Origin of the sequence: Halobacillus sp. BAB-2008, from assembly GCF_000328325.1 — a bacterium.
GTDB lineage: Bacteria > Bacillota > Bacilli > Bacillales > Halobacillaceae > Halobacillus.
Genome location: NZ_ANPF01000078.1, coordinates 63,001 through 89,348, shown reverse-complemented (window position 1 = coordinate 89,348; position 26,348 = coordinate 63,001). Strand labels below are relative to the sequence as shown.

25 protein-coding genes and 2 pseudogenes are annotated in these 26,348 nt (G+C 48.3%); all 27 read right to left on the bottom strand.

Annotated features, from left to right (window positions below; genetic code table 11):
* Window positions 1-121: 121 nt before the first annotated feature.
* Window positions 122-664 (bottom strand): bifunctional pyr operon transcriptional regulator/uracil phosphoribosyltransferase PyrR, encoded by a 543-nt coding sequence (gene pyrR / locus D479_RS16475; protein WP_008639207.1) that lies wholly within the window; start codon window positions 662-664, stop codon window positions 122-124.
* 190 nt (window positions 665-854) lie between these two features.
* Window positions 855-1,766, bottom strand: a complete 912-nt coding sequence (locus D479_RS16470) for an RluA family pseudouridine synthase (protein WP_008639205.1) — start codon at window positions 1,764-1,766, stop codon at window positions 855-857.
* Window positions 1,763-2,236, bottom strand: coding sequence for a signal peptidase II (lspA, locus tag D479_RS16465; protein WP_008639203.1), 474 nt, complete (start codon window positions 2,234-2,236; stop codon window positions 1,763-1,765). Before lspA ends, D479_RS16470 begins: the two co-directional genes overlap by 4 nt.
* A 168-nt stretch (window positions 2,237-2,404) precedes the next feature.
* Window positions 2,405-2,926 carry a DivIVA domain-containing protein gene (locus D479_RS16460; protein ID WP_008639201.1) on the bottom strand — a complete coding sequence of 174 codons (522 nt, stop codon included), beginning with the start codon at window positions 2,924-2,926 and terminating at the stop codon, window positions 2,405-2,407.
* 65 nt (window positions 2,927-2,991) lie between these two features.
* Window positions 2,992-3,783 (bottom strand): RNA-binding protein, encoded by a 792-nt coding sequence (locus D479_RS16455; protein WP_008639199.1) that lies wholly within the window; start codon window positions 3,781-3,783, stop codon window positions 2,992-2,994.
* 69 nt (window positions 3,784-3,852) lie between these two features.
* Window positions 3,853-4,122: a YggT family protein gene (locus D479_RS16450; protein WP_008639198.1), complete on the bottom strand. Its 270-nt coding sequence runs from the start codon at window positions 4,120-4,122 to the stop codon at window positions 3,853-3,855.
* A gap of 3 nt (window positions 4,123-4,125) precedes the next feature.
* Window positions 4,126-4,575: a cell division protein SepF gene (locus D479_RS16445; RefSeq protein WP_026577508.1), complete on the bottom strand. Its 450-nt coding sequence runs from the start codon at window positions 4,573-4,575 to the stop codon at window positions 4,126-4,128.
* Window positions 4,576-4,595: 20 nt separating this feature from the next.
* Window positions 4,596-5,267 carry a YggS family pyridoxal phosphate-dependent enzyme gene (locus tag D479_RS16440; RefSeq protein WP_008639196.1) on the bottom strand — a complete coding sequence of 224 codons (672 nt, stop codon included), beginning with the start codon at window positions 5,265-5,267 and terminating at the stop codon, window positions 4,596-4,598.
* 22 nt (window positions 5,268-5,289) lie between these two features.
* A complete protein-coding gene (gene pgeF, locus D479_RS16435; RefSeq protein ID WP_008639195.1) occupies window positions 5,290-6,087 on the bottom strand; it encodes a peptidoglycan editing factor PgeF in 798 nt (265 codons plus the stop codon).
* A gap of 57 nt (window positions 6,088-6,144) precedes the next feature.
* The gene (locus D479_RS16430; RefSeq protein ID WP_008639194.1) at window positions 6,145-6,420 is read right to left on the bottom strand and encodes a YlmC/YmxH family sporulation protein; all 276 of its coding nucleotides are present in this window, start codon (window positions 6,418-6,420) and stop codon (window positions 6,145-6,147) included.
* A 101-nt stretch (window positions 6,421-6,521) separates the two neighbouring features.
* Window positions 6,522-7,301 carry an RNA polymerase sporulation sigma factor SigG gene (gene sigG, locus D479_RS16425; protein ID WP_008639193.1) on the bottom strand — a complete coding sequence of 260 codons (780 nt, stop codon included), beginning with the start codon at window positions 7,299-7,301 and terminating at the stop codon, window positions 6,522-6,524.
* 78 nt (window positions 7,302-7,379) lie between these two features.
* Window positions 7,380-8,099, bottom strand: coding sequence for an RNA polymerase sporulation sigma factor SigE (sigE, locus tag D479_RS16420; protein ID WP_008639191.1), 720 nt, complete (start codon window positions 8,097-8,099; stop codon window positions 7,380-7,382).
* A gap of 17 nt (window positions 8,100-8,116) precedes the next feature.
* Window positions 8,117-9,025 carry a sigma-E processing peptidase SpoIIGA gene (gene spoIIGA, locus D479_RS16415; protein WP_255358517.1) on the bottom strand — a complete coding sequence of 303 codons (909 nt, stop codon included), beginning with the start codon at window positions 9,023-9,025 and terminating at the stop codon, window positions 8,117-8,119.
* A 368-nt stretch (window positions 9,026-9,393) separates the two neighbouring features.
* Window positions 9,394-10,551 carry a cell division protein FtsZ gene (gene ftsZ, locus D479_RS16410; protein WP_008639189.1) on the bottom strand — a complete coding sequence of 386 codons (1,158 nt, stop codon included), beginning with the start codon at window positions 10,549-10,551 and terminating at the stop codon, window positions 9,394-9,396.
* A 75-nt stretch (window positions 10,552-10,626) separates the two neighbouring features.
* The gene (gene ftsA, locus D479_RS16405) at window positions 10,627-11,928 is read right to left on the bottom strand and encodes a cell division protein FtsA (protein ID WP_008639188.1); all 1,302 of its coding nucleotides are present in this window, start codon (window positions 11,926-11,928) and stop codon (window positions 10,627-10,629) included.
* 396 nt (window positions 11,929-12,324) lie between these two features.
* On the bottom strand, window positions 12,325-13,245 hold the full coding sequence (locus tag D479_RS16400; RefSeq protein ID WP_008639187.1) for a cell division protein FtsQ/DivIB: 921 nt from the start codon (window positions 13,243-13,245) through the stop codon (window positions 12,325-12,327).
* Window positions 13,246-13,851: 606 nt separating this feature from the next.
* Window positions 13,852-14,949 (bottom strand): stage V sporulation protein E, encoded by a 1,098-nt coding sequence (gene spoVE / locus D479_RS16395; protein ID WP_008639186.1) that lies wholly within the window; start codon window positions 14,947-14,949, stop codon window positions 13,852-13,854.
* 64 nt (window positions 14,950-15,013) lie between these two features.
* Window positions 15,014-16,357, bottom strand: a complete 1,344-nt coding sequence (gene murD / locus D479_RS16390) for a UDP-N-acetylmuramoyl-L-alanine--D-glutamate ligase (protein WP_008639185.1) — start codon at window positions 16,355-16,357, stop codon at window positions 15,014-15,016.
* A pseudogene (gene mraY / locus D479_RS16385) lies at window positions 16,354-17,339 on the bottom strand (phospho-N-acetylmuramoyl-pentapeptide-transferase). Before mraY ends, murD begins: the two are co-directional and overlap by 4 nt.
* A gap of 39 nt (window positions 17,340-17,378) precedes the next feature.
* Window positions 17,379-17,798 (bottom strand): cyanophycin synthetase, encoded by a 420-nt coding sequence (locus D479_RS21080; RefSeq protein ID WP_241210941.1) that lies wholly within the window; start codon window positions 17,796-17,798, stop codon window positions 17,379-17,381.
* A 123-nt stretch (window positions 17,799-17,921) separates the two neighbouring features.
* Window positions 17,922-18,652: pseudogene (murF, locus tag D479_RS21075) on the bottom strand (UDP-N-acetylmuramoyl-tripeptide--D-alanyl-D-alanine ligase); the annotation flags it as partial.
* 80 nt (window positions 18,653-18,732) lie between these two features.
* A complete protein-coding gene (locus tag D479_RS16375; RefSeq protein WP_008639177.1) occupies window positions 18,733-20,208 on the bottom strand; it encodes a UDP-N-acetylmuramoyl-L-alanyl-D-glutamate--2,6-diaminopimelate ligase in 1,476 nt (491 codons plus the stop codon).
* A gap of 43 nt (window positions 20,209-20,251) precedes the next feature.
* Window positions 20,252-22,174: a stage V sporulation protein D gene (locus D479_RS16370; RefSeq protein WP_008639175.1), complete on the bottom strand. Its 1,923-nt coding sequence runs from the start codon at window positions 22,172-22,174 to the stop codon at window positions 20,252-20,254.
* 87 nt (window positions 22,175-22,261) lie between these two features.
* Complete coding sequence (locus tag D479_RS16365) at window positions 22,262-24,409, bottom strand: penicillin-binding protein (protein ID WP_008639174.1); 2,148 nt, start codon at window positions 24,407-24,409, stop codon at window positions 22,262-22,264.
* Window positions 24,410-24,430: 21 nt separating this feature from the next.
* On the bottom strand, window positions 24,431-24,802 hold the full coding sequence (gene ftsL, locus D479_RS16360; RefSeq protein ID WP_008639173.1) for a cell division protein FtsL: 372 nt from the start codon (window positions 24,800-24,802) through the stop codon (window positions 24,431-24,433).
* A complete protein-coding gene (gene rsmH, locus D479_RS16355; protein WP_008639172.1) occupies window positions 24,799-25,779 on the bottom strand; it encodes a 16S rRNA (cytosine(1402)-N(4))-methyltransferase RsmH in 981 nt (326 codons plus the stop codon). The genes ftsL and rsmH overlap by 4 nt, the downstream gene beginning before the upstream one ends.
* A 21-nt stretch (window positions 25,780-25,800) precedes the next feature.
* On the bottom strand, window positions 25,801-26,232 hold the full coding sequence (gene mraZ, locus D479_RS16350; protein WP_008639171.1) for a division/cell wall cluster transcriptional repressor MraZ: 432 nt from the start codon (window positions 26,230-26,232) through the stop codon (window positions 25,801-25,803).
* Window positions 26,233-26,348: the final 116 nt, after the last annotated feature.

The window sequence follows — 26,348 nt, the reverse complement described above, 5'->3', positions numbered from 1 at the left end:
AAAAAAAACCCCTTTGCGTCCCTAGGTACGCAAAGAGGTAGACGTGTACAACGATACACGCTCATCGATACGAACCTTTGAAGCCTCACGGGACTTCCTTTAAAGGACCGGATTATCTGTTTCATTTTTCATAAATTCTCACTTCATCTGCTTCATCCGTTTCGGATAAAGTAACAGTTATAACTTCCTCAAGGGAAGTGGGAACGTTCTTTCCGACGTAATCGGCACGGATCGGAAGCTCCCTGTGTCCTCGATCCACGAGGACGGCCAACTGGATTTGGCTTGGTCGGCCATGGTCAATGAGGGCGTCCATTGCGGCACGCACCGTCCGACCTGTATAGAGGACGTCATCGACGAGGATCACTTTCTTTCCGTCGATATCAGCCTTGATGTTCGTTTCCTTCAGCTGCGGTTCCGGAGCATCCGTTTCCGGAGTCAGGTCATCCCGGTACAGCGTGATATCAAGCTCCCCGTCCGGAAGTTCCGCCCCTTCTATCTCCTGGATCTTATGTTTCAGGCGCTGGGCAATCGGCACCCCGCGGGTCTTGATTCCTACAAGGACCAAATCTTCTATCCCTTTGTTCTTTTCGATGATCTCGTGGGAAATCCTCGTCAATGCACGGCGGATGGCCGCGTCATCAAGGACCGTCGCTTTCGCTTTCATGCACGCTCTCTCCTTCAACAAAAAAGCCACTTTTCCGCATGAGGGCAGAAAAGTGGCTTTTTGAATACACGAATCGTGCATTCTTACCGTTTTCCTTCTCAGCCTCACGGGACTGTCTTTTAAAGGTCTGTTAATTTCTATATCCGATTATGTCAAAGCACGGCTTATTTGTCAAGAAGGGATTCGACAATTATCCTTCTCTTGTCTCCAAATAACGAAGAGCTTCCTTGAATTCCTCCGGCGGTTCCACTTCGAACTGCTTCCATTCCCCGGTGCGAGGATGCTCAAAACCAAGCAATTTGGCATGAAGAGCCTGTCCGTCCAAATCGAGCGTTTTGCGCGGGCCGTACTTCGGATCTCCGGCAAGCGGATGGCTGATATAGCGCATGTGTACACGAATCTGGTGGGTACGTCCGGTTTCCAGACGGCACTCTACCAACGTATAGTCTTCAAAGTGCTGCAGCACACGAAAATGGGTGACGGCATCGCGACCGTTATCGACGACGGCCATCCGCTGGCGGTCCCTCGTATCCCGACCGATCGGGGCATCAATGGTACCGTATTCGTGTGTGATGTCTCCATGAACGATAGCCACATATTTACGCTCCACCGTTTTCTCAGACAGCTGGCGTGCCAATGATTGGTGTGCCACATCATTTTTAGCTACCATCAGCAGGCCGCTTGTATCTTTATCGATCCTGTGGACGATACCCGGGCGCTCGACACCGTTGATGCCTGACAAGTCATCACAATGATGCAGAAGAGCATTAACGAGTGTACCGGAATAGTGCCCCGCAGACGGGTGGATCACCATACCGGATGGTTTGTTGACCACAATCACATCTTCATCTTCGTAGACAACATCAAGCGGAATATCTTCCGGAAGGATATCCATCGGCTCCGGCTCCGGGATATACCATGTGATGACATTACCTTCCTGTACTTTATAATTGCTCTTCACCGGCTGATCGTCAACTTTGACGACGCCGTCTTTCAGCCACCCCTGGATCTGGGAACGGGAGGCGTCTTCAATCAGTTCTGCCAAGAGTTTATCGATGCGTGATGATTGATCATTCTCTGTTACGATATACTGTTCACTCAAGAGTTCAAACTTCCTTTCTTTCTCCGCTCGTCGACGAATGTAGCGATCATGATAAGGATCACTCCTATGACGAGGGACGAATCGGCGATATTAAATATCGGAAAATTGTACGTGAAAATGTACGTGTTCGCGAAATCAACGACTTCTTTACGGAACACGCGGTCAATGAAGTTCCCGACGGCACCGGCAAGAATAAATGCTAGCGCGACACCGACAAAACGGCTTTTTCTGCCATATTGATGCAGGTAATAAACGACAAAAGCAATCACAAGAACCGTGATGATATAGAAGAACCACATCTGCCCCTGCAGAATCCCCCATGCGGCTCCCTGGTTTCGGTGCGAGGTCAGGTAGAAGAAATCTTCTATAATCGTAATGCTCTCGCCGAGATTCATTTTAGTCACGACGAGCCATTTGGTCCATTGATCAAGCGCAATCAATGCAATGATAATCAAATAATACACATACATAAGCGTCCTCCATCAAACATATTCCTAGGCTATTGTACCATAAAATCGACCTGCCCATAGAAAAGATGCCGTCCAATTAGAGGGCGGCATCTTCTATACACAGGTACATCCGTTGATCTGAATTAAAAACCTATAATGAAAGAATTGCTTTATCCTTATGTACGTCCCTTACGCCTGCGGGCTGTACGCCTTTTCTTCTTCTTCCACATCCGTTTCATCATCGATTTCCGTCTGGAAGATGTGGTTCCAATCATCGTTTTCAATCATATCAATCTGGGCTTCCACCAGCATACGCAAGCGTGTCTTGAACACTTTTGCCTGCTTCTTCATTTCTTCCACTTCAATGGAAAGGCGGCGGGATTTCTCAAGAGCCTCATTGATGATACGATCGGCATTCTTCTCTGCTTCTTTTACAATCAGCTTCGATTCTTTATTTGCGTTGTTTCTTACTTCCTCGGCCGTCTCCTGTGCTACCAGGATCGACTTGTTGAGCGTTGTTTCAATTGTATTGAAATGGCTGAGACGCTCATTCAGCTGCGTGACCTCGCGCTCAAGCTCTTTCTTTTGACGTATGACGATTTCGTAGTCCTTGATCACCTGATCCAGGAACTCATTTACTTCATCTTCGTCGTAGCCGCGAAAACCCTTCGTAAATTCTTTATTATGAATATCCAGTGGTGTTAAAGGCACACCATCCACCTCCTATATCAAATCCATGTACGTATTCCATTTCGACATGGAACGGCCAAATCCTGCTATTTCGAAGGATTCGTTCCATTTAATTTAGCTGTCTTCACCTTGTATTTCTCTTTTTTCGTCTGGCCGAGCACTTGAAGCAGCCTGCTTCTCCCTTTTCCTCTAAGGGAAAGCATGTCTCCTTCTTCCAGAGAAAAGGCGGGATCTTCCACGACCCGGTAGTTCACTTTCACTTGACCGGAATCAATAAACAGACCTGCTTTTTTACGGGACATACCGTAGATCTCTTTGACGAGGACGTCAAGCCGGAGTGAGGAGACCGTAGACTCCCTTTCCGCCCATTCCTCATCGCTCTCCAGCAATGCAGAAAACGGTTTTTCTTCGAATTGGACGTTTGAGCGTTTAACGCCGGTCAGGTTCATTTTAATGTATTCGCTGATTTCTGACGCCGCGATGATCTGGATTTTGCCGTCCCGGACAATCAAATCACCAAGCTTCTCGCGACGGATGCCCAGAGACATAAAAGCACCGAGGACATCCCTGTGCTCCAGAGTGACGAACTTATCCGGGTACGACGCCTCCAAAAGAACGAGCTGATAGTCCTCCGGTGCAAGTATTTCATAATCCGGCGCAAGAATCGCCCGTTTCCGTTCATTCGACGCACCGCCGCCTTCCATGCCGTAGATAAGGTCGGGATCGTTGCCGAGAATCGTCTTCACGATCATCTGCTGCCTAGGATCGAGAAAGTCTGTCAGCTTCCGCTGGTACTTCATGGCGACTTCCTCCCGCATCGCCGTCACCTGGTCGATGAATGGTTGTTCCTCTTTGCGAAAATGTTGATAGATCTCCAAATCTTCCAACCTCCATAATTACGAAAAGGAACAGATAAAGAGCACGGGCTCTATGACCTGTTCCTTGTTTTAAAGTCCTGAAAGCATGAAATACAGTTGATTCAATCCCTGCCCGGCAAAACGAAGGACCAGGATCGCCACAATCGGCGAAATGTCAATCATTCCAAGCGGCGGGATAATTCTTCGGAACGGTTCCAGGAAAGGTTCCGCAAGTCTTCCCAATATTTCTCCGAAGCTGGATTCCCTTGCTCCAGGAAACCAGGTAAGAAGGATATAAATGATTAAAACCCAACTATATAGTTGTATGACCGTTCCAATAATATTAAACAAAAACGCCATGGCCTACCACCTTCTGTTAATGTCGTCATCTTCCTGTGAAAGCATTTCCGAAATGGATCCGGAAATCTCCACGTTATCCGGCGTACACAGAAACGTCTGTGAACCGAGTTTCTGAATATCTCCACCTATAGCATAAACGGTGCCGCTCAAAAAATCCACAATTCTCTTCGCCTGCATATGATCGACGCGCTGAAGATTAATAACGACCGCACGGCGGCTGACGAGTTGATCGGCGATGTTCTGGGCTTCGTTGTAGCTGCTGGGCTCACTCAAAACCATTTTGGATGAGCCTTTCGCACTCTTCAAGGATACAACGTTACCAGTATCCTGTTTCTTCTGGGAGCGCTGGTTGTACGTTTGCTCCTCTTCCACCTCATCCTCTACTTCTTCTTCGATATATTCATATTCATCATCCAATGTGAAAAAAGAACGAAATTTATTCTTCATACTCATTGTTATCACCTCTGATTTTTTTATTCACCGACAAGGCTTGTCCCAATCCGGACGTGTGTCGCACCTTCTTCGACAGCTAAGGCGTAGTCGTTGCTCATCCCCATCGATAAGTGTTCACATGGAGCATGGGCGTACCCTTTGTCTCTAATTCTGTCTCTTAAAGCTCTTAACTGACGGAACACACCCCTCAGTCTCTCTTCATCGTCCGTATGCGGGGCCATTGTCATAAGGCCTACGACACGGACATTCGAATATTCCTTGATCGCTTCGATAAATGCAGGGACTTCCTGTGCCTGCAAGCCGTGTTTACTCTCTTCTTCACTTATGTTCACCTGGACGAAGCACGGAACAGGCTTGTCTGCGCGTTTATGGATTTCTTTGGCTAATGATTTGCGATCCAGGGAGTGGATGACTGAAACTTTATCAATGATATCTTTCACTTTCCTGGTCTGGAGGGAACCGATAAAGTGCCAGGAAGCATCATCGCCAATTTCATCGTATTTCTCCAGCAAGCCCTCTTTACGATTTTCACCAAGATTGGTCACGCCTGCTGCGACTGCTTCTCTGGCCCGCTCGATCGTGACATATTTCGTAACAGCGATCAAAGTGATTTCCTCCATGGCTCTTCCGCAGTTGCCACAGGCTTGTCTTATATTCTGTTCGATAGTTGCCAGGTTTTCTTCGACCGTCATTCCAAAACTCCTTCTTCTCTTATCATTCCGGGAGCCCGATGAACCCGAGCATGCGTCCCGTTTTTCCATGGTCGCGCCGATGGGAATAAAAGACCGCCTCTTCCTCGTATGTACAATATCCCGATACATGCAGATGTTCCAACGGGATACCTTTCTTGATCAGCATATGGGCATGAAGCGATTTCAAGTCAAGAAGATATTTCCCCGCCTCCTGCTCGATCAAACACGCTTTTTTGTGAGCGTCAGGAACAGCATCCGCTACTTTATCATCGACTTCGTAGCGCTCCATCCCGATGGACGGTCCGATGATGACACGGATATCCTCTTTGCGGCATCCCTGCTCCAGAAGAGCGTCAAGCATCTTCCCCGCCATTTCTTTTACAGTCCCTTTCCACCCGGCATGAGCGATACCGATCCATGCGGTTTCCGGATCGTAAAAGTAAAGGGGAACACAATCCGCGAAGAAAGCCGCAAGAAGTATGCCCCGCTCTTTCGTGATCAGCCCATCTACGCCGGCCACAGCCGTCGCATGGGAAGCCGCACCCTTTCCGCGGTCACTCCTCTGTACGACGTGAATCTTCGTCCCGTGTATCTGCTCGCCGATGACCCAGCTTTCCAGAGGAAATGCAAGCTCCTCCGCAAGCCTTTGTCTATTTTTCACAACGGTTTCCGCTTCATCTTCGACATGGAGCCCCATGTTCAATGTGTGATAAGGATTTTGACTGCAGCCGCCGCTTCTTGTGGAAATTCCCGCTACAAGTTCCGGGAAGTTTTCCAAACAAGCCAGCTGCTTCTCTGATTTCCGTTTGAAGGGTTCCATATTTTCAACACCTCAATTTCTCTTCATTTTAACACATAATTCCGCTTATTTCTTGTTTTATTCCTCTGATTCTGCCTTTTGGGACGTAGGGATGCCCTTGTAGGCGGACTTTTTCACTAAAATGACATCCGCACCGATATTGACGATCTGATCCCAAGGTATGACAAGCTCTTCCTCCTTCCCGAACAGCCCCATTGCTTTCCCTTTCAACGTGAGCACAAGCCCTTTAAGACGGCCCCGCTGTGTATCAATATCCAAGTCGCTTATATATCCAAGACGCTCTCCTGTTTCCATGGCAATGACGTCTTTCATCTGCAGTTCCGTGATTTTCATGTATTCCCCTCCTCTCTTACACTATATGCAGAAAGAAACAGGAATAGAAAAAGAGCCATGCATAAAAAAAAGCCCCGCCGGATCGGCGGAGCGCTGGATCATCATTGAAACATCGAAGCATTCATTTCTTTAATCGCCGCCTTTTCCAGACGGGAAACCTGTGCCTGGGAGATGCCGATCTCATCAGCGACCTCCATCTGTGTCTTCCCTTGAAAGAACCGCTTCGTCAAAATCATTTTCTCACGGTCATTCAACTTCTTCATGCCTTCCCTGAGAGATAATTCATCAAGCCAGACGGAATCCTTCTCGCGGTCGTCTTTCAATTGATCAACCACGAAGATAGGATCTCCACCGTCATTGTAAATCGGCTCAAAGAGGGAAACGGGATCCTGAATCGCATCCATCGCGAAAACGACATCTTCTTTCGGAACACCCATGCGTTCGGCAATTTCATGAGGAGCCGGATCTTTATTCGTTTCACCAATCATCTTCTCGCGCATCTGCAGTGCTTTGTATGCCGTATCCCGCAGGGAACGAGATACACGAATCGGATTATTGTCCCGAAGGTATCGGCGGATCTCCCCGATGATCATTGGAACCGCATACGTGGAGAATTTAACATTATGACTCAGGTCAAAATTATCAATCGATTTCATTAGACCAATACAACCGACCTGAAACAAATCGTCCCCATATTCCCCACGGTTGTTAAAACGCTGGATGACGGACAATACGAGACGGAGGTTTCCATTTACCAGCTGTTCCCTAGCTTCGGTTTCCCCGCTTTGCAGCCGTTTGAACAGGTCTTTCATTTCCGTGTTCTTCAGTACTGGAAGTTTCGATGTATCTACGCCGCATATTTCTACTTTATGTCGTGTCAATGTAAGACCCTCCCAAGAAGCTGTGACTGTAATCAGTTCTAAGTATCTCCCTGGGAGGAAAATTTATGCACGATGCCCTTATACCATTTTATCGAATTCTCTCTGAAGCCTGCGGATGATTTTCTTTTCGAGCCTTGATATATAGGACTGGGAAATGCCCATCATGTCCGCTACGTCCTTCTGCGTCTTTTCCTTCTTACCGATAAGACCGAACCTGAGCTCCATAATTTGTTTTTCCCGGTCGTTCAACTGCTCCAATGCCGATTTCAACAATTTCTTATCAATTTTCTTCTCGATCCCTTTTGTAATGATGTCCTCTTCCGTACCGAGGATATCCGACAGCAGCAGCTCATTGCCATCCCAATCGACGTTCAACGGCTCATCGAAAGATACCTCTGTTTTTAATTTATTGCTCTTCCTCAAGTGCATAAGAATCTCATTTTCTATACAGCGGGAAGCATAGGTGGCAAGCTTGATTTTTTTCTCGGGATCGAACGTATTGACGGCTTTGATGAGCCCGATCGTCCCGATACTGATTAAATCTTCTATGTTCAATCCTGTGTTTTCAAACTTTCTGGCAATGTAAACGACGAGCCTCAAGTTCCTTTCGATCAACATCGCCCTTGCCGCTTTGTCTCCTTTTGGAAGCAGCTCGAGCAGTTCTTTCTCTTCTTCTCTCGACAGTGGCGGAGGCAGCGCTTCGCTTCCTCCGATATAGTAAATTTCATCCTGCTTGATACCAAGCTTCATAAGCAGACGGTAGTACCACAGCCTCGCCTTAAAGAACCATTTGAACATCGAATCCCCCTCCTGGATCATGCAGATTTACCTTTTACCATCATGTGCGGGTGAATAAGCATGTGATAAAGACGATCATGGGTCAAATCCTTCTGCTGGACGCCGAGCAGCGGATGCTTCATTTCTAAATCCCCCGCATCCGTATGGACAATGATCCGCTCGACAACCAGTGTCAACAGCAGGCCGCTTTGAGACCCGGCTGCCCTGAATGGAACGAGCCGGATCGCAGCCTGTGTCTCTTCCGCCAAGTCCTCCATCGTAACCGTCACCTTGTCCACATCCAAACGATCCAATTCTTCTTTTGAAAAAAACTGCCCCCACAGGTGCTGATCTGCTAAAAATACAATTTTTCCGCTGAGCGGATCGGTGAGCTGATTTCCACTGTCGACGAGCCCTTTACAAACTGCCTGCCGCCCCTGCCACTCCACCGTCACGTCGTAAATATCTTCGAGCTTCATCCGGTGGACACTGACTTGGTTCAAACGCCATTTTGTAAAAAAATAAGAGACCGGAAATCCCAGGACGACAAACAGCCAACTGACCGGGTCGCCGTAACCACCGCGAAACGTCACGACCGCTCCGTGCAGCACATTCACTTCTGAAGCCAGGAAATAGTGTACCCCCATCATGCTTCCACCGATCGCAAACGTAATGAAATAAAAACTGATCCACTGGACGAAAAATGCGCGGAGAGAGGTGAATGTAAAGGTTACCCAAATGATAAGCAGAGAAAAAACAAGTTTACCCATACTGCTGACCATCCACGAATCCGGCATGTAGATCGTGATAGGGACGATGGTCGATGCAACAAAGGCGCCTGTTACCATCCGTAGCCTGGATGACTTTGACCGCGTTACCCCCTGTGTAAGCGAAAGAATCATCCCGTCCATCAATAAATTGAGCAACCAAACAGCATCTAGGTATATGATTCCCTCTCCCCTCCTTCTCTGTCTGCTGTTACTAAAAAGTATAAGGCCGTCCTTATGAAAAGTCTGTCAGAATCTGAACCTGTATTTAGCAAGTTTTGTAGAAGGGTGAAATCATACTCCTGCTGCTTCTAATACGAAAGAGTCGACGAAGGAAAATAAAAGAGAAAGCAAATGTATTAAGGGAGAAGGTTAAGGGAATATAGCCTTAGGAACGCGGAAAACGCGGAAAACAGACGGCTTTTCGTAAGATGAATATTATTTCATAAACTTGGCTGGATGAATCCGTAGAATAGGAAAGTTCCCTTGAAATCGGGTTTTCAGAACAAAAAAAAACCGCCTGAAAAGGCGGTTTTTCGAAAACTGGTTTATCGACGGCGGTTGCGGTTACGCAAGAATGTCGGAATATCCAGCGTGTCTTCTTCCTGATTCGGTTTCTGCTGGGGCTGTGGTGTATGACGACGTGGCTGTTCTTCACGAACGCTCTGTCGCTCCGGCTGCTGCTCCACTTGTTTAGGCTGGCTTGCCGGGTTTGCCTGAGGGCGTTTTTTCTGCTGTCCCTGTGCAAGTTGGGACTCGTCAAATCCAGTAGCGATCACGGTCACAACGATTTCATCTTTCAAGTTCTCATTGATAACGGAACCGAAGATGACGTTTACTTCCTGATCTGCTGCGGATGTTACGATATCTGCCGCTTCCTGTACCTCATAGAGGCTTAAGTTAGCGCCTCCACTGATGTTCATAAGGACACCGTGTGCGCCATCAATCGATGTTTCAAGCAACGGGGAGGAGATCGCTTTCTTCGCTGCTTCCGCTGCTCTGCTTTCTCCTGTTGCTATACCGATTCCCATCAATGCAGATCCTTTATCGACCATGATGGTCTTCACGTCTGCAAAGTCGACGTTAATTAATCCAGGAACGGCAATCAGGTCGGAAATACCTTGGACACCTTGACGAAGGACGTTATCCGCTTCGCGGAACGCTTCAAGCATCGGAGTATTTTTATCAACGATTTCAAGAAGGCGGTCGTTAGGAATGACGATCAGTGTATCGACTGCGCCTTTCAATCCTTCAATTCCGCCTGTAGCTTGTGTAGAACGCTTACGTCCTTCAAATGTGAACGGACGTGTCACGACACCTACAGTCAAAGCACCAAGTTCTTTAGCCACCTGGGCGATAACCGGTGCAGCACCTGTTCCGGTACCTCCACCCATTCCGGCAGTAACGAACACCATGTCTGCTCCTTGAAGGGCTTCCTCGAGCTGCTCTTTGCTTTCTTCTGCTGCTTTACGGCCTACTTCCGGGTTCGCACCCGCACCAAGACCACGCGTTAATTTACCGCCGATCTGCATTTTGACTTCTGCTTTAGATAAGTTCAGTGCCTGGGCGTCCGTATTCACCGCAATGAATTCGACACCTTGGACACCGTGCTCGATCATACGGTTGACGGCGTTGCTACCGCCGCCGCCTACCCCGATTACTTTAATGGTTGCCAGTTGGTCCATGCTTGTATCAAAATCTAACATCTTCCGTTCCTCCTAATACACGAGATTACAAGATTTATTGGTTCGTCTGTCCATCGACCGACTCAAACTTGTGGGTTAATCAAAGAAATACTTCAATAGATTGCTGAAGCCTGACTCTTTTTTCTTCTCTGGTTTCTTTGTTTCTTCTTTCTGCTGTTGTTTAGCCGTTGATCGCTTCTGTTTCTTCGGCTGCTGCGATTCTTCATGGAAGTCTTCCGATACGGAAGGGAAAATCTCTTTCCCTTGTATTTTCGCATTACGATAGGCGAATTGCAAGATGCCTACGCCGCTGGTGAACTGCGGTTCTCGAACACCTATATAATCCGGGATGGCAAGCCTTACATTGGCATGGAACACGTCCTGGGCCAGTTCAAGCACACCGGGCATATTCATCGTTCCACCCGTCAGCACGAAACCGCCGGGCAGCTCACGCACACCCATCTTCTGAATCTCCTGCGCAGCGAACACGAAAATTTCTTCCATTCTAGCTTCAATCATATCAGAGATTTGCAGTTGATTGAATGCTTGTTGACGATTACTTCCAATTATTGTGACAGAAAAGTTTTCTTCTTCATTAGCATCGTCGAAAAAGGCGTGACCGTGGTTCATTTTAACCTGTTCCGCTTCCTCTGTAGAAGTACGCAGGCCGATGGATAAATCCTTCGTTACATTATCTCCGCCGAACGGGATCATGCCCGTGCCCTTCAAATGCCCTTCCTCAAATACGGAAACTGTAGTAGAACCGCCTCCAACATCGATCAGAGCGACACCGAGGTTTGTTTCATCCCCGGATAAGGAGACAGTGCCGGAAGCGAGCGGCTGCAGACAAACATCCAACACTTCCAGTCCTGCTCGTTCCACACATTTCAATGTATTATGTAAAACGGTTTTCGCGCAGGTAATGATCATTCCTTCCATTTCCAAACGAACACCGATCATCCCTCTTGGGTCTGTAATTTCATCCTGTCCATCCACGATAAACTGTCGTGGTATGACATCTATGATCTCCCTTTCCGGCGGAATGGAGACGACTTGTGCAGCATCGATCACACGGGCGATATCTTCGTTACCGATTTCACGAGTTTCGCTTGAAACGGCTACTACGCCATGACAGGACTGCAGTTGTATATGATTACCGTTTACCCCGACGACGACGCGGTCGATCTTCATGTCCACCATCCGCTCCGCCTGCTCTACGGCAGAACGAATCGAATGGACCGTTTGGTCGATATCCACGATAGCGCCTTTCTTCATTCCGTTCGATTTTGCTGTGCCAACCCCGATAATATTGAGGCTGTCGTTCATCACTTCTCCAATTATCACTTTAATCCGACTTGTACCTATATCTAAACTAACTAAAATTTCATTCTGATTCACCAGTGACGCACCTCCTGTAACAAGCCATATAAGTAGTTCAAAGCATATCGAATTCACGTTCAAAAAACAATCGCTGCAATATAAACGTAAATGAATTGATATATTCGAATGGTTTATGCATTTCCTTTATCCTAGTGGCAAACTGGTACTATATAGTTGTTTTCCACAGACTTTCGTTAATTTCCTTTTAAATACGCTGATTTTTTTCATCTTTTCATTAGTAATTTCTGGACAAAAGCAGCCTGTGCAGCAGACCGTCCGCCGAGAAGGAATCCCCCCCCGTCCACACAGCCGTGATGTTAAGGACAGATATACGCGGTATGGACTTGAAGGGCGGGGAATGAAAACACCGCAGCGACGCGGGTTCAACCCCTCCCCTACTCTCTTCGGAAGAACTTATTGTATTGTGGAAGCTTGGTCAGATTGTTCCGACCCCGGAGCGCTTTCAGACTCACCTTCCCCGCCATCTGCTTCCTCCGGTTCAGGAGCGACTTCATCCGGAATCGCAGGCTCTTCAGGTGCTGTCTCTCCTGTCTGTGTCTCTTCCTCCTCCGGGCCTTCCTCTTTGTCAGAGGATGAGAATTCCTCGAAATAGGCGCCGACTCCGATATGTATGACACCTTCTGCGCCGTCCTCCAATTGAGAAACGATGGAAGGATAAGCAGGCATCTTATCAGAGAAATTACGGATGGAAGCCTGAACCTGGAAACCGTCATTCATGTAAAGACGGATCTGGTAAGGATTCCCTTCCTCCGGTTCCCAGTGTATTTCGGAAATCAGACTGGACACACTGGACGGAAGCTCCTTCAATTCCTGGGACATCTCTTTCAAATACGTTTCTTTTGTGAATCCGGCCAGAATCGGTGCATCCCCACCAGGATAAGCGTCGGAACCGTCAAGCCTCGTCCCATTTTCCAAAATCGCGTAATACTTTCCATCCTGCTGAACATATCCGATACGCTCTGCCTCTGTCACGTCAATATGGACAGTATTCGGGAAACGGCGGTCCACCGTCGCCGACGTGACTTGTTTATGACTTTCAATATTCTTCTCTGCTTCTTTGTCGTTCACTTTCCAGTAATTCGTGTTTGTACTCAGCTTCGCAAGCTCCATAATCTTCTCTTCAGGCACATGATCATTGCCTTCCACGACGATATTTCGAACGTTGCTGAGCGGCGACTGGAGATAGATGACCGTCGCAATCAGCAAAAATAGAATAGTCAAATACACAATCAATCGACGATTGGCTTTCTTTCGCCTCGTCTGCTTCAGTTTTGGTATGCGATCTTCTATGGAAACCACTTTTCTCTCTTCCATAACGGGCATTTCTCCTTACTCCCAGACACCCTTTCGATGCTCTATCTAGCTGTCGGAAAGAATGATATTCCTTGATATGTGTCGATGTTCAATACACCTATCCATTGCCATTATATCACAAAAACGGTGCACGAGATTGAGAGAGTTTTACTAGTTTGCTAGCAAATTTCATACAAAAAAACAGCCGAATCGGGAGATCCGGCGTCCATTCGCTAAAATGGTTTACCCATATACAAAAAACTCTAAACGAAAAATTAAAGGATTATGTAAAAAAGCTTACATTAAAGCCTAATTATAGTTTACAGAAGAAAAATATGGCTCTATTACGGTTTGTTTTTTGGTTCGTTCGAAACGGTCGGAAAGTTATGATCCGAGGCTCTCCTATCCGACAGCCGGGATGGAAGTGCCGTTTATCCGTGAATTCATGAATGGACGTAGACCTTGGTACACAGGGCTTTCGTTCCGTAAATGACCGGGGAGCGGAGCAACGGGATGCTGTTACCTGTACAAAAATGAAAAAGCACTGCCATCAGGCAGTGCTAGGGGTCGGGAACACTCAAGGAGAATCCTATTTGGAATTTCACCTGTTGCTTTACAAAGACCAGGTTATTTTGCCGAGTAGCGGCTTACACTGAGCAGCAGGCCGAGAGCTGCAAGGGTCAGCGTAAGGGACGAACCTCCATAGCTTACCAGAGGGAGGGTGATGCCGGTAACGGGAATCAGGCCGGTTACTACACTCACATTGATCATGACCTGAATGGCTATCATTCCAACGATACCAAGAGCAAGCAGCGATCCGAACAGATCCGGTGCATATAAGCTTGTCCGAATCCCCCTCCACAGCAGAATGAAGAACAGGCTGAGAACAAGCAGTCCACCGAGAAAACCAAGCTCTTCTGCAAGCACAGCAAAAATGAAATCCGTCTGAGGCTCCGGCAGATAGAAAAATTTCTGCATACTGTTACCAAGCCCTAAGCCGAGAAGTCCGCCCGGTCCAATGGCATACAATGATTGAATGATTTGAAACCCAGCACCAAGCGGGTCTTCCCAAGGATGAAGAAACGCGGTGATCCGTTTAATCCGATAAGGGGCAGAAGCAATCAACCCGATCATGCCAGCCGCACCGGCTGCGGCAATCCACATGAAGTGGCTGACTCTTGCACCAGCTGTGAACAGCATAACAAGGCATGTCCCGACCATGACGACACCTGTCCCTAGATCCGGCTGGAGCATGATCAAAGCAAACGGAACGAGAATGAGGGCAAGACTCGGAAGAAAGCCTTCTTGAAAGGAGGCCATCTTCTTCTGACGCTCGGATAAAAAACGGGCCAGGAATAAGATCAAACCGAGCTTCATGAATTCGGAGGGCTGGATACTGAACATCCCGACACCAATCCAGCTCCGGGCGCCGCCGCGCACCATCCCTACTCCGGGAATAAGGACGGCGATAAGGAATATGAGACAGATGACCAGGATAACTTTCGCGTGTCTGTGCCAGACATAATAAGGAATCCGCGACAGTACTGTCATGGCTATGAGGCCGGCTGCCGCAAAAAGAATCTGCCGCTTCGCAAAGAACCAGGGGTCGTCAAACTTATATTCCGACCATATACTCGAAGAGCTGTACACCATGATGATACCAATCGTCAATATACCGAGGATCGAGACTATCAGCCATAAATCCGGCTTCTTTTGTTCTTCCATACAAAAAAGCCCTACCTCCCATCTTAGTGGAAAACAGGGCTAAAGCTTGTCGCATAAGCCCTTATTAGAGCTTATGCACCGCTTCTATAAACATGTCGCCTCTTTCTTCGAATGTGCGGTACTGATCCCAGCTGGCACATGCCGGAGACAGCAAAATTACATCTTCTGCTTCAGACTGCCGGTAAGCTTCATGGACGGCTTCTTCCATCGTATCTACCTTCCCAACCGATTCAATCCCGGCATCTTCAGCCGTCTTCATGAGCAGCTCTGCCGTCTCGCCGAACACGATCATCGCCTTCACTCCCCCGAGGTAAGGCAGAAGTGAGTCGAAGCTGTTCCCGCGGTCCAGCCCTCCGGCGAGAAGGATGACAGGTTGTTGGAAGGACTTCAACGCATAGGAAGTCGCAAGGATGTTGGTCGCCTTCGAATCATTATAAAACAATCGGTTCTCTTTCTTTGTGACGAACTGCAGCCGATGCGGGACGCCTGCGAATGTACGGAGAACATCGATGATGGCCTGGTTCCGAATACCGTTAACTTTCACGCAGGCGACGGCGGCTAATATATTCTGCAGGTTCTGTTCCCCGACGAGCACGATTTCCGAAAGCTCTATGACCGCTTCTTCTTCAAAGTACAGATGCGTGTCATCCACCCAGGCTCCCTTCCCTTTTTCTTTCAGTGAAAACGGCACGAGCTTCGCTTTCGTCTGTGAAAGGAAGGCTTGAATCCTTTCATCATCGGCATTGTAAACGAGGGTATCCGCTTCCGTCTGGTTCCTGGTGATCCTCGCTTTCGCTTCATGATAATTGTGAAGCGTATGGTGGTAATCGAGATGCGCTTCATACAAATTAAGCCAGACAGCGATATCCGGACGGAATTCTTCTGTTCCAAGCAGCTGGAAAGAAGAAAGTTCGGTCACCATCGTTTCATCGGCTTCTGTGGAACGCGCTACTTCACAGGATACGTGTCCGATGTTGCCGGCTAGGGCGACCTTCTGCTCGTCTGCTTTAATCATTTCATGAATCAGCGTCGTAGTCGTCGTCTTCCCGTTGGATCCTGTGACTGCTACGAGCGGTCCTTCGTGCAGCAATCCGGCGAGCTCCACTTCTGTTACAACCGGCATCCCTCTCTCCACCGCTTCTGAAACAATCGGATTTTCATAAGGGATTCCCGGATTCTTGATCAGGTAATCAACACCATCCAGAACGGACAGTGGATGCCCTCCAGTAATCACTTCTGCTCCTGCTTCAATTAATGCACGGACTTCCGAACTCTCCGGATCTGCCTTCAAATCGTTAACCCGTACCTGCACACCGCTGTCCAACAACAAGCGGGCCGCGGCTGTTCCACTCTTTGCTAAACCTAAAACTAATACATGCGTATAGGAAAATTGCTTCAACGTCTTCATCGGAACATCACCTCAATATAAATACCAATAACAGCAAATAAAAGCCCCACTGTCCAGAATGTCGTTACTACACGCCATTCAGACCATCCCTTCAGTTCATAGTGATGGTGCAGCGGACTCATGCGGAAGACCCGTTTGCCGGTCGTTTTGAAAGAGATGACCTGAATAATAACCGACAACGTTTCTAAAACGAATACGCCACCGATAATAACAAGGATTAATTCCATTTTCGTAAGAATGGCAATGATTGCGATGGCTCCACCTAAGGCAAGCGAGCCGGTATCTCCCATGAATACTTTAGCCGGATGGGCATTAAACACAAGGAATCCAAGCAGGGCTCCTACGACCGCCAAAGAAAAGAGCGTGACTTCGACATTCATATCTCCTGTCCAGGCAAGGATGGCGAATGCTCCAAAAGCGATGGCTGCTGTACCCGCAAGCAATCCGTCCAGTCCATCCGTTAAGTTAACGGCGTTGGAGGCACCGACAAGCATGAACAGAATTAAGATGGCGTAACCCCAGCCGAGATCAAATTCCACGGAAGTTCCAGGAATGCTGATATAGGTAGGGAATCCGGAGTTGCGTAAAATGAAATAAACGACCAGAGCAATAATGATCTGGCCGAGCATCTTCTGCTTGGAAGTAAGGCCGAGATTGCGCTTGAGAGCGACTTTAATATAGTCATCCAGGAAACCGAGCAGTCCGTACCCCACAAGGACGAATAGCAGGATGAACAATTCCGCTCCATTGGAATCCGGATGGAAGACCGCACTTGCAATCAGCGTTGTTGCAAGAACGGCAACGATGATCATGACTCCACCCATCGTCGGTGTTCCTGATTTCTTCTGGTGGGATTCAGGCCCCTCGTCTCTGATGGCCTGCCCGAATTTTAATCGTCTTAAAATGGTATGATCATCGGCGAAATCACGACGGTGATAGCGAATGAAATTGCCATAGTAATTAGTAGTATGTATTCGTTCATTAGTACGTTTCCTCCTTAAGCATCATCATCGCCTGTCGATCAGTCTACAAGATCCGTCAGCAGCTCTTCGAGTTTCATCCCACGGGAAGCTTTAATAAGAACTACAGTATCAGCAGTCAGTAACGAACGCACATGATGACTTAACGCTTTCTTTTCTTCAAAGTGTTTAGTTTCCATATCCGGATATTCCGCCCGTGCGGCGTCGGAGATCTGTTTGGCGTGGGCGCCGATGGTGAATACGGCTGAAATCGATTCATCGATGGCGTCTGCCACACTCCGGTGGAGCATCTCTGATTGATCTCCCAATTCAAACATATCACCTAATACTAACACTTTTTGGGTTTTTGATGTCAAATCTTTAATAACTTCAATGATGGCTTTCATAGACGTCGGGGACGCATTGTACGCATCATTTATAATAAGAGACCCTTCCGGACCTTCATGTTTTTCAAAACGCATGGCAGACATCTGTATGCGGCCGAATCCATTTTGAATTTGTTCTTTCGTCAACCCGAGACGCTCGGCGAGGGCAATGACAAATGTGGCATTCTTCACATTATGTTTCCCGGCCATAGGCAGCGTATAGGTGGATGCACCGACACGGAACGTCGTGTCATTATCGGAGGACGACTCAATTACGGCTTGATAGTCACAGTCATCACCAAATCCGCAGCTGATTGTTCCTTCCTCCTGCTTCTTGTGTTCAAGCAGCGGTTCGTCACCGTCCAAAATCAACGATCCTGTCCGGGAAAGTCCCTCCGTGATTTCCAGCTTCGCTTTTGCGATGGCTTCTCTCGATCCAAGGTTTTCAATGTGAGACTCCCCGATGTTCGTAATGATGGCGTGATCCGGTTCTGCAAGATTGGATAAAACGGAAATCTCCCCTGCCCGGTCCATTCCCATCTCCAGTACGCATGCTTCCGTCTCAGGTCCATAGAGAGGATGGTCAGCGGAAGCCCGATATGATTGTTAAAGTTGCCTGCCGTTTTATGCGTCCGGAAACGGGTCGACAGCACGGCTGCGACCAGGTCTTTCGTAGTCGTTTTTCCATTTGATCCCGTTACACCGACGATGACCGGGTCCACCTTCTTCAAATAGTAGTCTGCAACATCCTGAAGCGCTTTGGTCGTATCGTCCACGAAGAACAACGGGAAATCCGTCGGTACAAGGGCAGGAACCTCTACGTCTTTCTGCCACACTGCTGCGACAGCCCCGTGTTTGATCGCATCACCAATGAATCGGTGGGCATCGAACGATTCGCCAACGATAGGAACGAACAGGCTCTGCTTCGCTTCTTTACGGGAATCGGTCATGACGGATTCAATACGGATGCTGTCTTTGGACGCTCCTTTATTGTTCGGATACAGTTTCGATAGTTCTACCACTTCTAGTATCATGTTGGATGCTCCTTCATTTCTCTTAGTATCTGTTTTGCTGTCTCTCCATCATCAAATGGATGGCGGACACCGTCCATTTCCTGATAAGTCTCATGACCTTTACCTGCAATCAGGACGATGTCGCCTTGCTTCGCCTGCTTCAACGCTTGCTTTATGGCTTCTCTCCGGTCTTCAATAATGGTATAGTTCCCCTTCAAACCGATCGTCATGTCATGAAAAATCTGTGCCGGTTCCTCCGTCCTCGGATTATCATTCGTAAAAAAGACAAGGTCCGCGTTATCCACACTAAGCCTGGCCATGAGGGGACGCTTGCTTCTGTCACGATCCCCGCCGCAGCCGACTACGACGATTTTTCTTCCCTGACATATTCCATCCAGAGTTTGAATCACGTTTTCAAGGGAATCCGGGGTATGGGCATAATCAATGACTACGCCGAAATCCTGCCCCTCCCGTATCGGTTCAAAGCGGCCCTTCACTCCCTTACTGCTGCCGAGAGACTGCTGAATGGTCGCAAGAGGGATGCCAGACAACACAGCTACCCCTGCCGCCGCCAGCATATTGTATATGCTGAACATCCCCATCATAGGGCTGTCGATCCTAACGTTTCCAATCGGTGTAATCAACTGAAACTGCGTGCCCGTCTCCTTCAGGACATAATCCTTCGCCATGACATCCGCCCGCTCGTGGATGCCGTATGTGAGCAGTGCCTGTGAGGTCGATCGGATGAATTTTATCGCAGATGGAGAATCTTTATTAATGACGGCAAATTTCTCACGTCCCTTATTATACCCATTTCCTAATTGTGCGAACAATAGGGACTTAGCACGAAGGTAATCGTCGAAATTGTCGTGATAATCAAGATGATCCATCGTCAAGTTTGTAAAGACAGCGATATCGAAATCACAGCCGTACACCCGCCCCTGATCCAGTGCATGCGAGGATACTTCCATGATTACCTGATCTACTCCTTCTGCACGCATATCGGATAGATACCTTTGGAGCGTAAGTGCATCCGGAGTGGTATTCTTTACAGGGAAGACTCTGTCTCCTATCTTCACCTGAATGGTTCCGATAATCCCCGTTCTCTGTCTGTGAAGCCGGAACATCTCTTCAAGAAGGTACGTGATCGTCGTCTTCCCGTTGGTACCGGTGATGCCGATAACGGGAAGGAAATGAGAGGGTGTCTTATAGAAAGCACACGCCATCATAGCAAGTGCCCGTGACGTATCGTTGACGAGCACGACAGGCACATCTGTATCCGTCACTTCTTCCGCTACGATCACTGCGGCCCCCTTTTGAACCGCTGAAGCTATGTAACGGTGTCCGTCTGCCTCCACCCCGCGGATAGCGATAAATACATCGCCCTTACAGGTCGTCCGCGAATCCATGGACAAACCCTTGACCTCTATATCTGCAACCGGCTGAGTCGTTTGATAGAAAGGAAGAAACTGTAGCAGCTCACTCATTTTCATACACGTCACCCTACCTGCATGCAAATTTTATTATAGCGTAAAATCAATTCCCCATATAGACACGAACCTTCGAACCGCTCTCTACTTTCACACCCGGTTCCGGTGACTGCGTGATGACTTCCTTACCGTCGCCGCTTGCCTCAATTTCTAAATTCAAAAGCATCTGCCCCAGTTCTTCTTCGTCCATTCCGATGATATCAGGAACTTCCACGAGTGGTTCCTCCGGCCACGCATATTCTTTTTCCAGGCCATCTTTCCTCGGTTTGACCCCCATCGCACGCAGACTGTCGCCCATAATGCTGCCAACAATCGGGGCAGCGACGACTCCGCCGAATTGAACCGTGTCCTTCGGGTTGTCGATAGCAAGGTAAACGACTAATTCTGGGTCGTCAGCAGGAGCAAAGCCGATAAAAGAAACGATGTGATTGTTCTCCATATATCTGCCATCCGGACCTACCTTCTGGGCGGTACCCGTTTTTCCTCCGACGCGGTATCCTTCAACGTAAGCCCCTCTCCCCGTTCCTTGTGCAACGACGCTCTCAAGGGCACGTCTGATTTCTGCAGACGTCTTCTCGGAAATGACGCGCTCCTTCATATTCGGTTCATTTTTCTCGAGGATGTCGCCGCTGACAGGATCACGCCATGCTTCCTGAATATACGGTTCATAATAATAACCGCCGTTCACTGCGGCCGCAACTGCCATCGCCTGCTGAATCGGTGTGACAGATACCCCTTGTCCGAAGGCTGTCGTAGCCTGCTCTACCGGCCCGACGTTCTCTTCCTTAAAGAGGATTCCCTTTCCTTCTCCTTCGAGGTCGATGCCGGTCTTCTCACCAAAGCCGAAACGATGAATATATTCAAACAAGCGTTCTGTGCCAAGACGCTGTCCCAGCTGTACAAAACCCGGGTTACAGGAATTCTGTACCACTTCGAGGAACGTCTGATCGCCGTGGCCTCCGCTCTTCCAGCAGTGCAGGGTCGAGCCGTCGACATTGATTGATCCGGAATCATGGAAGTGCTCGTCATCCAAATCGACGAGATCCTCTTCCAACGCTGCAGCAAGCGTAATGATCTTGAAGGTCGATCCGGGCTCGTACGTACTCCAGACAGGCAGATTCCGGTTATATACTTCCGGTTTGACCTCTTGATAATTCGCCGGGTTGAAATTGGGACGGGACGCCATCCCAAGCACTTTGCCGGTATCCGGATCCACCGCCAGCGCTACGGCTCCATCCGGATTGTATTTCGCCTGTGCAATATCAAGTTCCCTCTCGATGATGGACTGTACTTTGTAATCGATTGTCAGCTGAAGATCCTTGCCATCCTCCGGCGGGCTGTATATGTCCGCCATATCCGGCATTCGTTTCCCTTTCGCATCGGAGAAAAAGGACAGCGCGCCCTTCTCCCCTTTCAGTTCTTCATCATAATAAGCTTCCAGCCCGAGCAGCCCCTGGTTATCGATGCCGCTGAACCCAAGCACGTGCGAAAGAAACGAACCATGAGGATAATAACGCTCCGAATCCTTTGCTACATAAACCCCCGGAAGCTGCAGGGACTGAATGGCCTCCGCCTGCTTTTCCGATATCTTGCGGCCTTCCGGATGAATCCGTTCGATTGACGTCTTCTTCGTCACGTGACCAAGCGCCTTCTCTACATCCATATTCAGAATTTGAGCCAGATCTTTAGCAGTCTTGTCCGGATCCTTCACCTGTCTGGGTACAACCATGACCGTCGGAGCGGACTGATTCCCCACAAGCACTTCCCCATGCGTATCGAGGATCTCTCCCCGCTCCGGCTCGAACGTAATATCCCTGCTCCACGATTCTTCCGCTTTGGAGATCAGGAAATCACTTAAGAAGAACTGTACATATCCAAGTCTCCCTGCAATGACAAAAAAAATAACCATTCCCACAAGAAAAACAGTGACTAACCGTTTCTTTACGATTACTTGCGATACTCGTCTCATCTCTTAAACTCCTTTGAAAAGTCGTTAGAGTCAGCTTGTATCACTATATGCAATCAAGAAACGATTAGAACACTGCCTGGAATGGTGTTACTCAGAGGCCGGAGGGGAAAGTTCCACCACCAGATAGCCTCCTTCTTTTATTGGTGAGCCTGCCGGTATGCTTTGTTTTTCAACATATCCATTACCCATTGTTTCAATATTCAGTTTGAAATGCCGCGCAAGACGCTGGATATCCCTGATGGAATAACCGGTCAAGTCAGGCATCTTCGGCTGATCCGTGACGATCATGATCTTTTGGTTCTCTACCACTTTCGTACCGGGTTCAGGTAGAACGGCTGTCACTTTACTGCCATCGCCGATGACTTCCACATTTTCGAAAGTCTCTTTCAGTTTGCGGGCCGCTTCATCTGCCGGCTGGTCTGTGACATCAGGCAGGGAGAGCGGGGTCATAGGCTCTTCTACTTCTTTATCCGGCTTGATATCCATATAATGCAGACTGTTCTCCATGACCGTCTTCACGATATAGGAAACCGGCTCCGATCCAAGTTCCGTCGGTTCAAGGTCCGGCTGCTGGACAGCGACATACATAAGAAGTTCCGGGTCTTCTTTCGGTGCCATTCCCATGAAGGAGAAAACGTAATTGTTTCTGCCTGTAAGATAGCCTTGGCCGGGTTCACTTATTTGTGCCGTACCAGTCTTTCCAGCTAACGAATAGTCATTCAGCTTGAACGACTGACCCGTGCCGTGCTCGGAAGTGACGACGGTTCCGAGCAGATCTCTCATCTGTTTCGCCGTATCCGGGGAAATCGGTGCTCCGATTTGTTCCGGTTTATTTTCTTTCACGACCTTGCCGTCCTCACTGGAGGTGATTTTCGAAAGAACGTATGGTTTCATCATCTGACCATCATTGGCAATCGACGTCGCCGCCGTCATCAGTTGGATCGGCGTGAACGTCGATCCCTGTCCAAAGGCTGTCGTTATCTGCTCGATCGGACGATCGAATACGATTCTTCCGTTGCTTTCATTCGGAAGGTCGATCCCCGTCTTCTTATCAAGGTGAAAGTCAGAGAAATATTTACGAAGTTTCTCCGGTCCCAGCACATCGTACGCAAGCTTGGAAGCCGCCACGTTGGATGAACGCTGGAAGCCTTCATCATACGTTATGGACCCCCAGCCGTTCCGGTTGTTATGGTCCCCGATGACAGGCGAGTCTTCCGTCACCTTGTACGTCCCTGACTTGAACATGTCACTTCCTTTATAGACGCCTGCTTCAATCGCACTTGCCCAAGTGAACATCTTTACGGTCGACCCGGGTTCAAACGGGTTGGAAATCATGTCGTTATACCAGTTGTCTACATCTCCGATTGCGTTCGGATTGTAGCTCGGTCGGTTACTCATCGCGAGGATTTCGCCCGTTTTCGGGTCCATTACCGCCGCCATGATTTTCTTAGGGTTGTACTGCTCATCCACTTCCGACATCGCATCTTCCAGGAATGTCTGAATCTTCTGATCGATCGTCAAGTAGACTTCGTCCCCGTTTTCCGGTTCTTTCATCACTTCATTCGGATTCAGCAGCTTCGTCCCATACTTATCCCGCTCGTAACTGATTTCGCCCTTCGTCTCTTTCAAATACTTCTCCATCTGCTTTTCGATGCCGGTCACACCGGATATTTCCCCTTCCGATGTCCGGGCAAAGCCGATGATATGAGAAGCGAACATCCCGTTTGGATAATAGCGCTTCGCTTCTTCTGTAAAGTTTATGCCACTTATGTCAAGATCCTCAATTTCTTCCTTTTTCGCCTGTGAAAGATCACGGCCCTTAGAACCGAATTCGATTTGGAACCGATCGTTTTCCTGGCCGTCTACGATTTTCTCCTTAATTTCACTCGCATCCATCTCAAGAATCGGAGCAAGCTTCTCCGCTGCTTCATCCACATCCTGCAGATGGTTCGGCTCCGCGGAATTTATGGAATAATCCGGATCCAGAATCGCATAGATCCGATAAGTCGGACGGTCGTAAGCAAGAACCATCCCGTTCTTATCGTAAATCTTGCCTCGTGTTGCATCGATATCATAGGTCGTCTTCCGCACGTTCTCCGCCCACTTCTTCAAGTCCACCCCTTCGACTTTCGGAGCCGTTTCAATATATAAGAAACGACCCGCGATGACGAGGAACAGGACTCCAAAAGCCAACAGAAGCAGGGCGGCGCTGCGATTGGTTTTCTTATTCTTCATCACGCATCACCTGAGTGAGAGTCACTCATCGGAAACCTTTCCGGCCTGTTTTACTTTGGCGTTTTGGATATCGAGCCCGTTTTCTTTAGCAATACCCAGTATACGGTCCGGGTTACTTAATTCTTTGACTTCATAGGCAAGATTCTCATTGACCGATTCCTGTTTCGAAATGTTTTCCTCGAGACTGCGGATGTCTCTATTGAGAGAATCCGTAGAGGAGGAGAACTGAACAAGGAATACAGAGGCGGCGATGACGACGGCACTGGAAACGGAATACAACACTTTCTCTCCTGTACTGATCCACTTCTTTTTATGTACCTTTACTTTCACCTGCTTCTGTTTATCAGGCTGATGTAAAGGCTGTCTTTGTCTTCTTATTTGCTCCGCGCTCATGTTTGCTTCCACCCTTCATTGAATTCAAAATCCTTATTCCAAGGTTTGACTTTCTCGACGATTCTTAGTTTGGCTGAACGGGAACGGCGATTCTCTTCAAGCTCTTCCTCTTCCGCCACAATAGGCTTTCGGCTGACGAGATGGAAAGGTGGCTGTTTATCCTCCGGTATCATTGGCAGATTTTTCGGAAGCGGCGGATTCGAACTCCACTTCTTGAATGCCTGCTTACACAAGCGGTCTTCAAGAGAATGGAATGTGATGACAGCGATTCTGCCGCCGACGCTTACGGAACGCGCTGCCTGATGAAGGCTGTCCTGAAAGGCACCTAATTCATCATTGACCGCAATACGAATGGCTTGGAAAATCCGTTTAGCCGGGTGTCCGCCTTTTCTTCTTGCGGGTGCAGGGATTCCATCCTTGATCAATTCCACCAGTTCTCCCGTCGTTTCGATCGGTTTATCTTCCCTTGCCGCTTCAATTTTACGGGCGATCTGCTTCGAGAATTTCTCTTCTCCATATTTGAAGAAAATACGAACCAGATCCTCATATGCCCAATCGTTAACGACTTCTTTTGCGCTTAACGGGCGGCTTTGGTCCATCCGCATATCAAGCGGTGCATCCTGGTGATAACTGAAACCACGCTCTTCCACGTCCAGCTGAGGGCTCGAGACACCGAGGTCATAAATGATCCCGTCCACTTCAGGGATGCCCAATTCTTCCAGTTTTTCTTCCAGCTGTCGGAAGTTCGCATGGACGAACGTCACCCGATCTCCGTACGGCTCCAGTCTTTCTTTTGCGGCTGCCAGTGCAATCTCATCCTGATCGAAACTGATCAGCCGTCCTCCGCTTTCAAGCACAGATGCGATCGCTTCGGAATGTCCTCCACCACCGAGGGTGCAGTCTACGTAAATCCCTTTCGGATCGACAGCTAAATATTCAATGGTTTCTTTTTTCAATACACTATAATGTTCAAACATGGTTTCACTCGTTTCTGCTTGTCAGATATCAAAATCCAACATATTCTCTGCAATCTCTGAGAAGGATTCTTCCGATGCCTCGAAATAACTTTCCCATTCTTCATGACTCCAAAACTCTATTCGGTTGGAAACACCGATCACGACACATTCCTTTTCCAATGATGCATACTTCCGAAGTGTCGGGGGGACATTCACCCTCCCCTGCTTGTCCACTTCGCATTCAACAGCACCGGAGAAGAAGAAGCGGGTGAAGGCCCGGGCATCTTTCTTAGTAAGGGGAAGCTTTTTAAGCTTCTCTTCCAGCAGTCTCCATTCATCCATAGGATAAGCAAACAAACATTGATCTAAACCCCTGGTCAGGACGAAGCTTTCGCCGAGATCGGGTCGGAACTTGGAAGGCACAATAATCCTTCCTTTCGCATCGATGTTATGTTGGTATTCACCCATGAACATAGAGTTCCCCCACCTTCTGATTTCACCTTACCACATCGCCCCACTTTTCTCCACTTACTTTTTATTCATTCTCTCCCAACAGCAAAAATCCTGCCTCGAAAGGCAGGATTTTAAAG

What these genes read in the sequence shown, in the direction of transcription:
- pyrR (WP_008639207.1), bottom strand. Translation starts at nt 664, where the DNA reads ATGAAAGCGAAAGCGACGGTCCTTGATGACGCGGCCATCCGCCGTGCA.
- lspA (WP_008639203.1), bottom strand. Translation starts at nt 2,236, where the DNA reads ATGTATGTGTATTATTTGATTATCATTGCATTGATTGCGCTTGATCAA.
- D479_RS16450 (WP_008639198.1), bottom strand. Translation starts at nt 4,122, where the DNA reads ATGGCGTTTTTGTTTAATATTATTGGAACGGTCATACAACTATATAGT.
- D479_RS16445 (WP_026577508.1), bottom strand. Translation starts at nt 4,575, where the DNA reads ATGAGTATGAAGAATAAATTTCGTTCTTTTTTCACATTGGATGATGAA.
- D479_RS16440 (WP_008639196.1), bottom strand. Translation starts at nt 5,267, where the DNA reads ATGACGGTCGAAGAAAACCTGGCAACTATCGAACAGAATATAAGACAA.
- pgeF (WP_008639195.1), bottom strand. Translation starts at nt 6,087, where the DNA reads ATGGAACCCTTCAAACGGAAATCAGAGAAGCAGCTGGCTTGTTTGGAA.
- D479_RS16430 (WP_008639194.1), bottom strand. Translation starts at nt 6,420, where the DNA reads ATGAAAATCACGGAACTGCAGATGAAAGACGTCATTGCCATGGAAACA.
- sigE (WP_008639191.1), bottom strand. Translation starts at nt 8,099, where the DNA reads ATGTTCAAATGGTTCTTTAAGGCGAGGCTGTGGTACTACCGTCTGCTT.
- ftsZ (WP_008639189.1), bottom strand. Translation starts at nt 10,551, where the DNA reads ATGTTAGATTTTGATACAAGCATGGACCAACTGGCAACCATTAAAGTA.
- D479_RS16400 (WP_008639187.1), bottom strand. Translation starts at nt 13,245, where the DNA reads ATGGAAGAGAGAAAAGTGGTTTCCATAGAAGATCGCATACCAAAACTG.
- spoVE (WP_008639186.1), bottom strand. Translation starts at nt 14,949, where the DNA reads ATGGAAGAACAAAAGAAGCCGGATTTATGGCTGATAGTCTCGATCCTC.
- murD (WP_008639185.1), bottom strand. Translation starts at nt 16,357, where the DNA reads ATGAAGACGTTGAAGCAATTTTCCTATACGCATGTATTAGTTTTAGGT.
- D479_RS21080 (WP_241210941.1), bottom strand. Translation starts at nt 17,798, where the DNA reads ATGCGTTTTGAAAAACATGAAGGTCCGGAAGGGTCTCTTATTATAAAT.
- D479_RS16375 (WP_008639177.1), bottom strand. Translation starts at nt 20,208, where the DNA reads ATGAAAATGAGTGAGCTGCTACAGTTTCTTCCTTTCTATCAAACGACT.
- D479_RS16370 (WP_008639175.1), bottom strand. Translation starts at nt 22,174, where the DNA reads ATGAGACGAGTATCGCAAGTAATCGTAAAGAAACGGTTAGTCACTGTT.
- D479_RS16365 (WP_008639174.1), bottom strand. Translation starts at nt 24,409, where the DNA reads ATGAAGAATAAGAAAACCAATCGCAGCGCCGCCCTGCTTCTGTTGGCT.
- ftsL (WP_008639173.1), bottom strand. Translation starts at nt 24,802, where the DNA reads ATGAGCGCGGAGCAAATAAGAAGACAAAGACAGCCTTTACATCAGCCT.
- rsmH (WP_008639172.1), bottom strand. Translation starts at nt 25,779, where the DNA reads ATGTTTGAACATTATAGTGTATTGAAAAAAGAAACCATTGAATATTTA.
- mraZ (WP_008639171.1), bottom strand. Translation starts at nt 26,232, where the DNA reads ATGTTCATGGGTGAATACCAACATAACATCGATGCGAAAGGAAGGATT.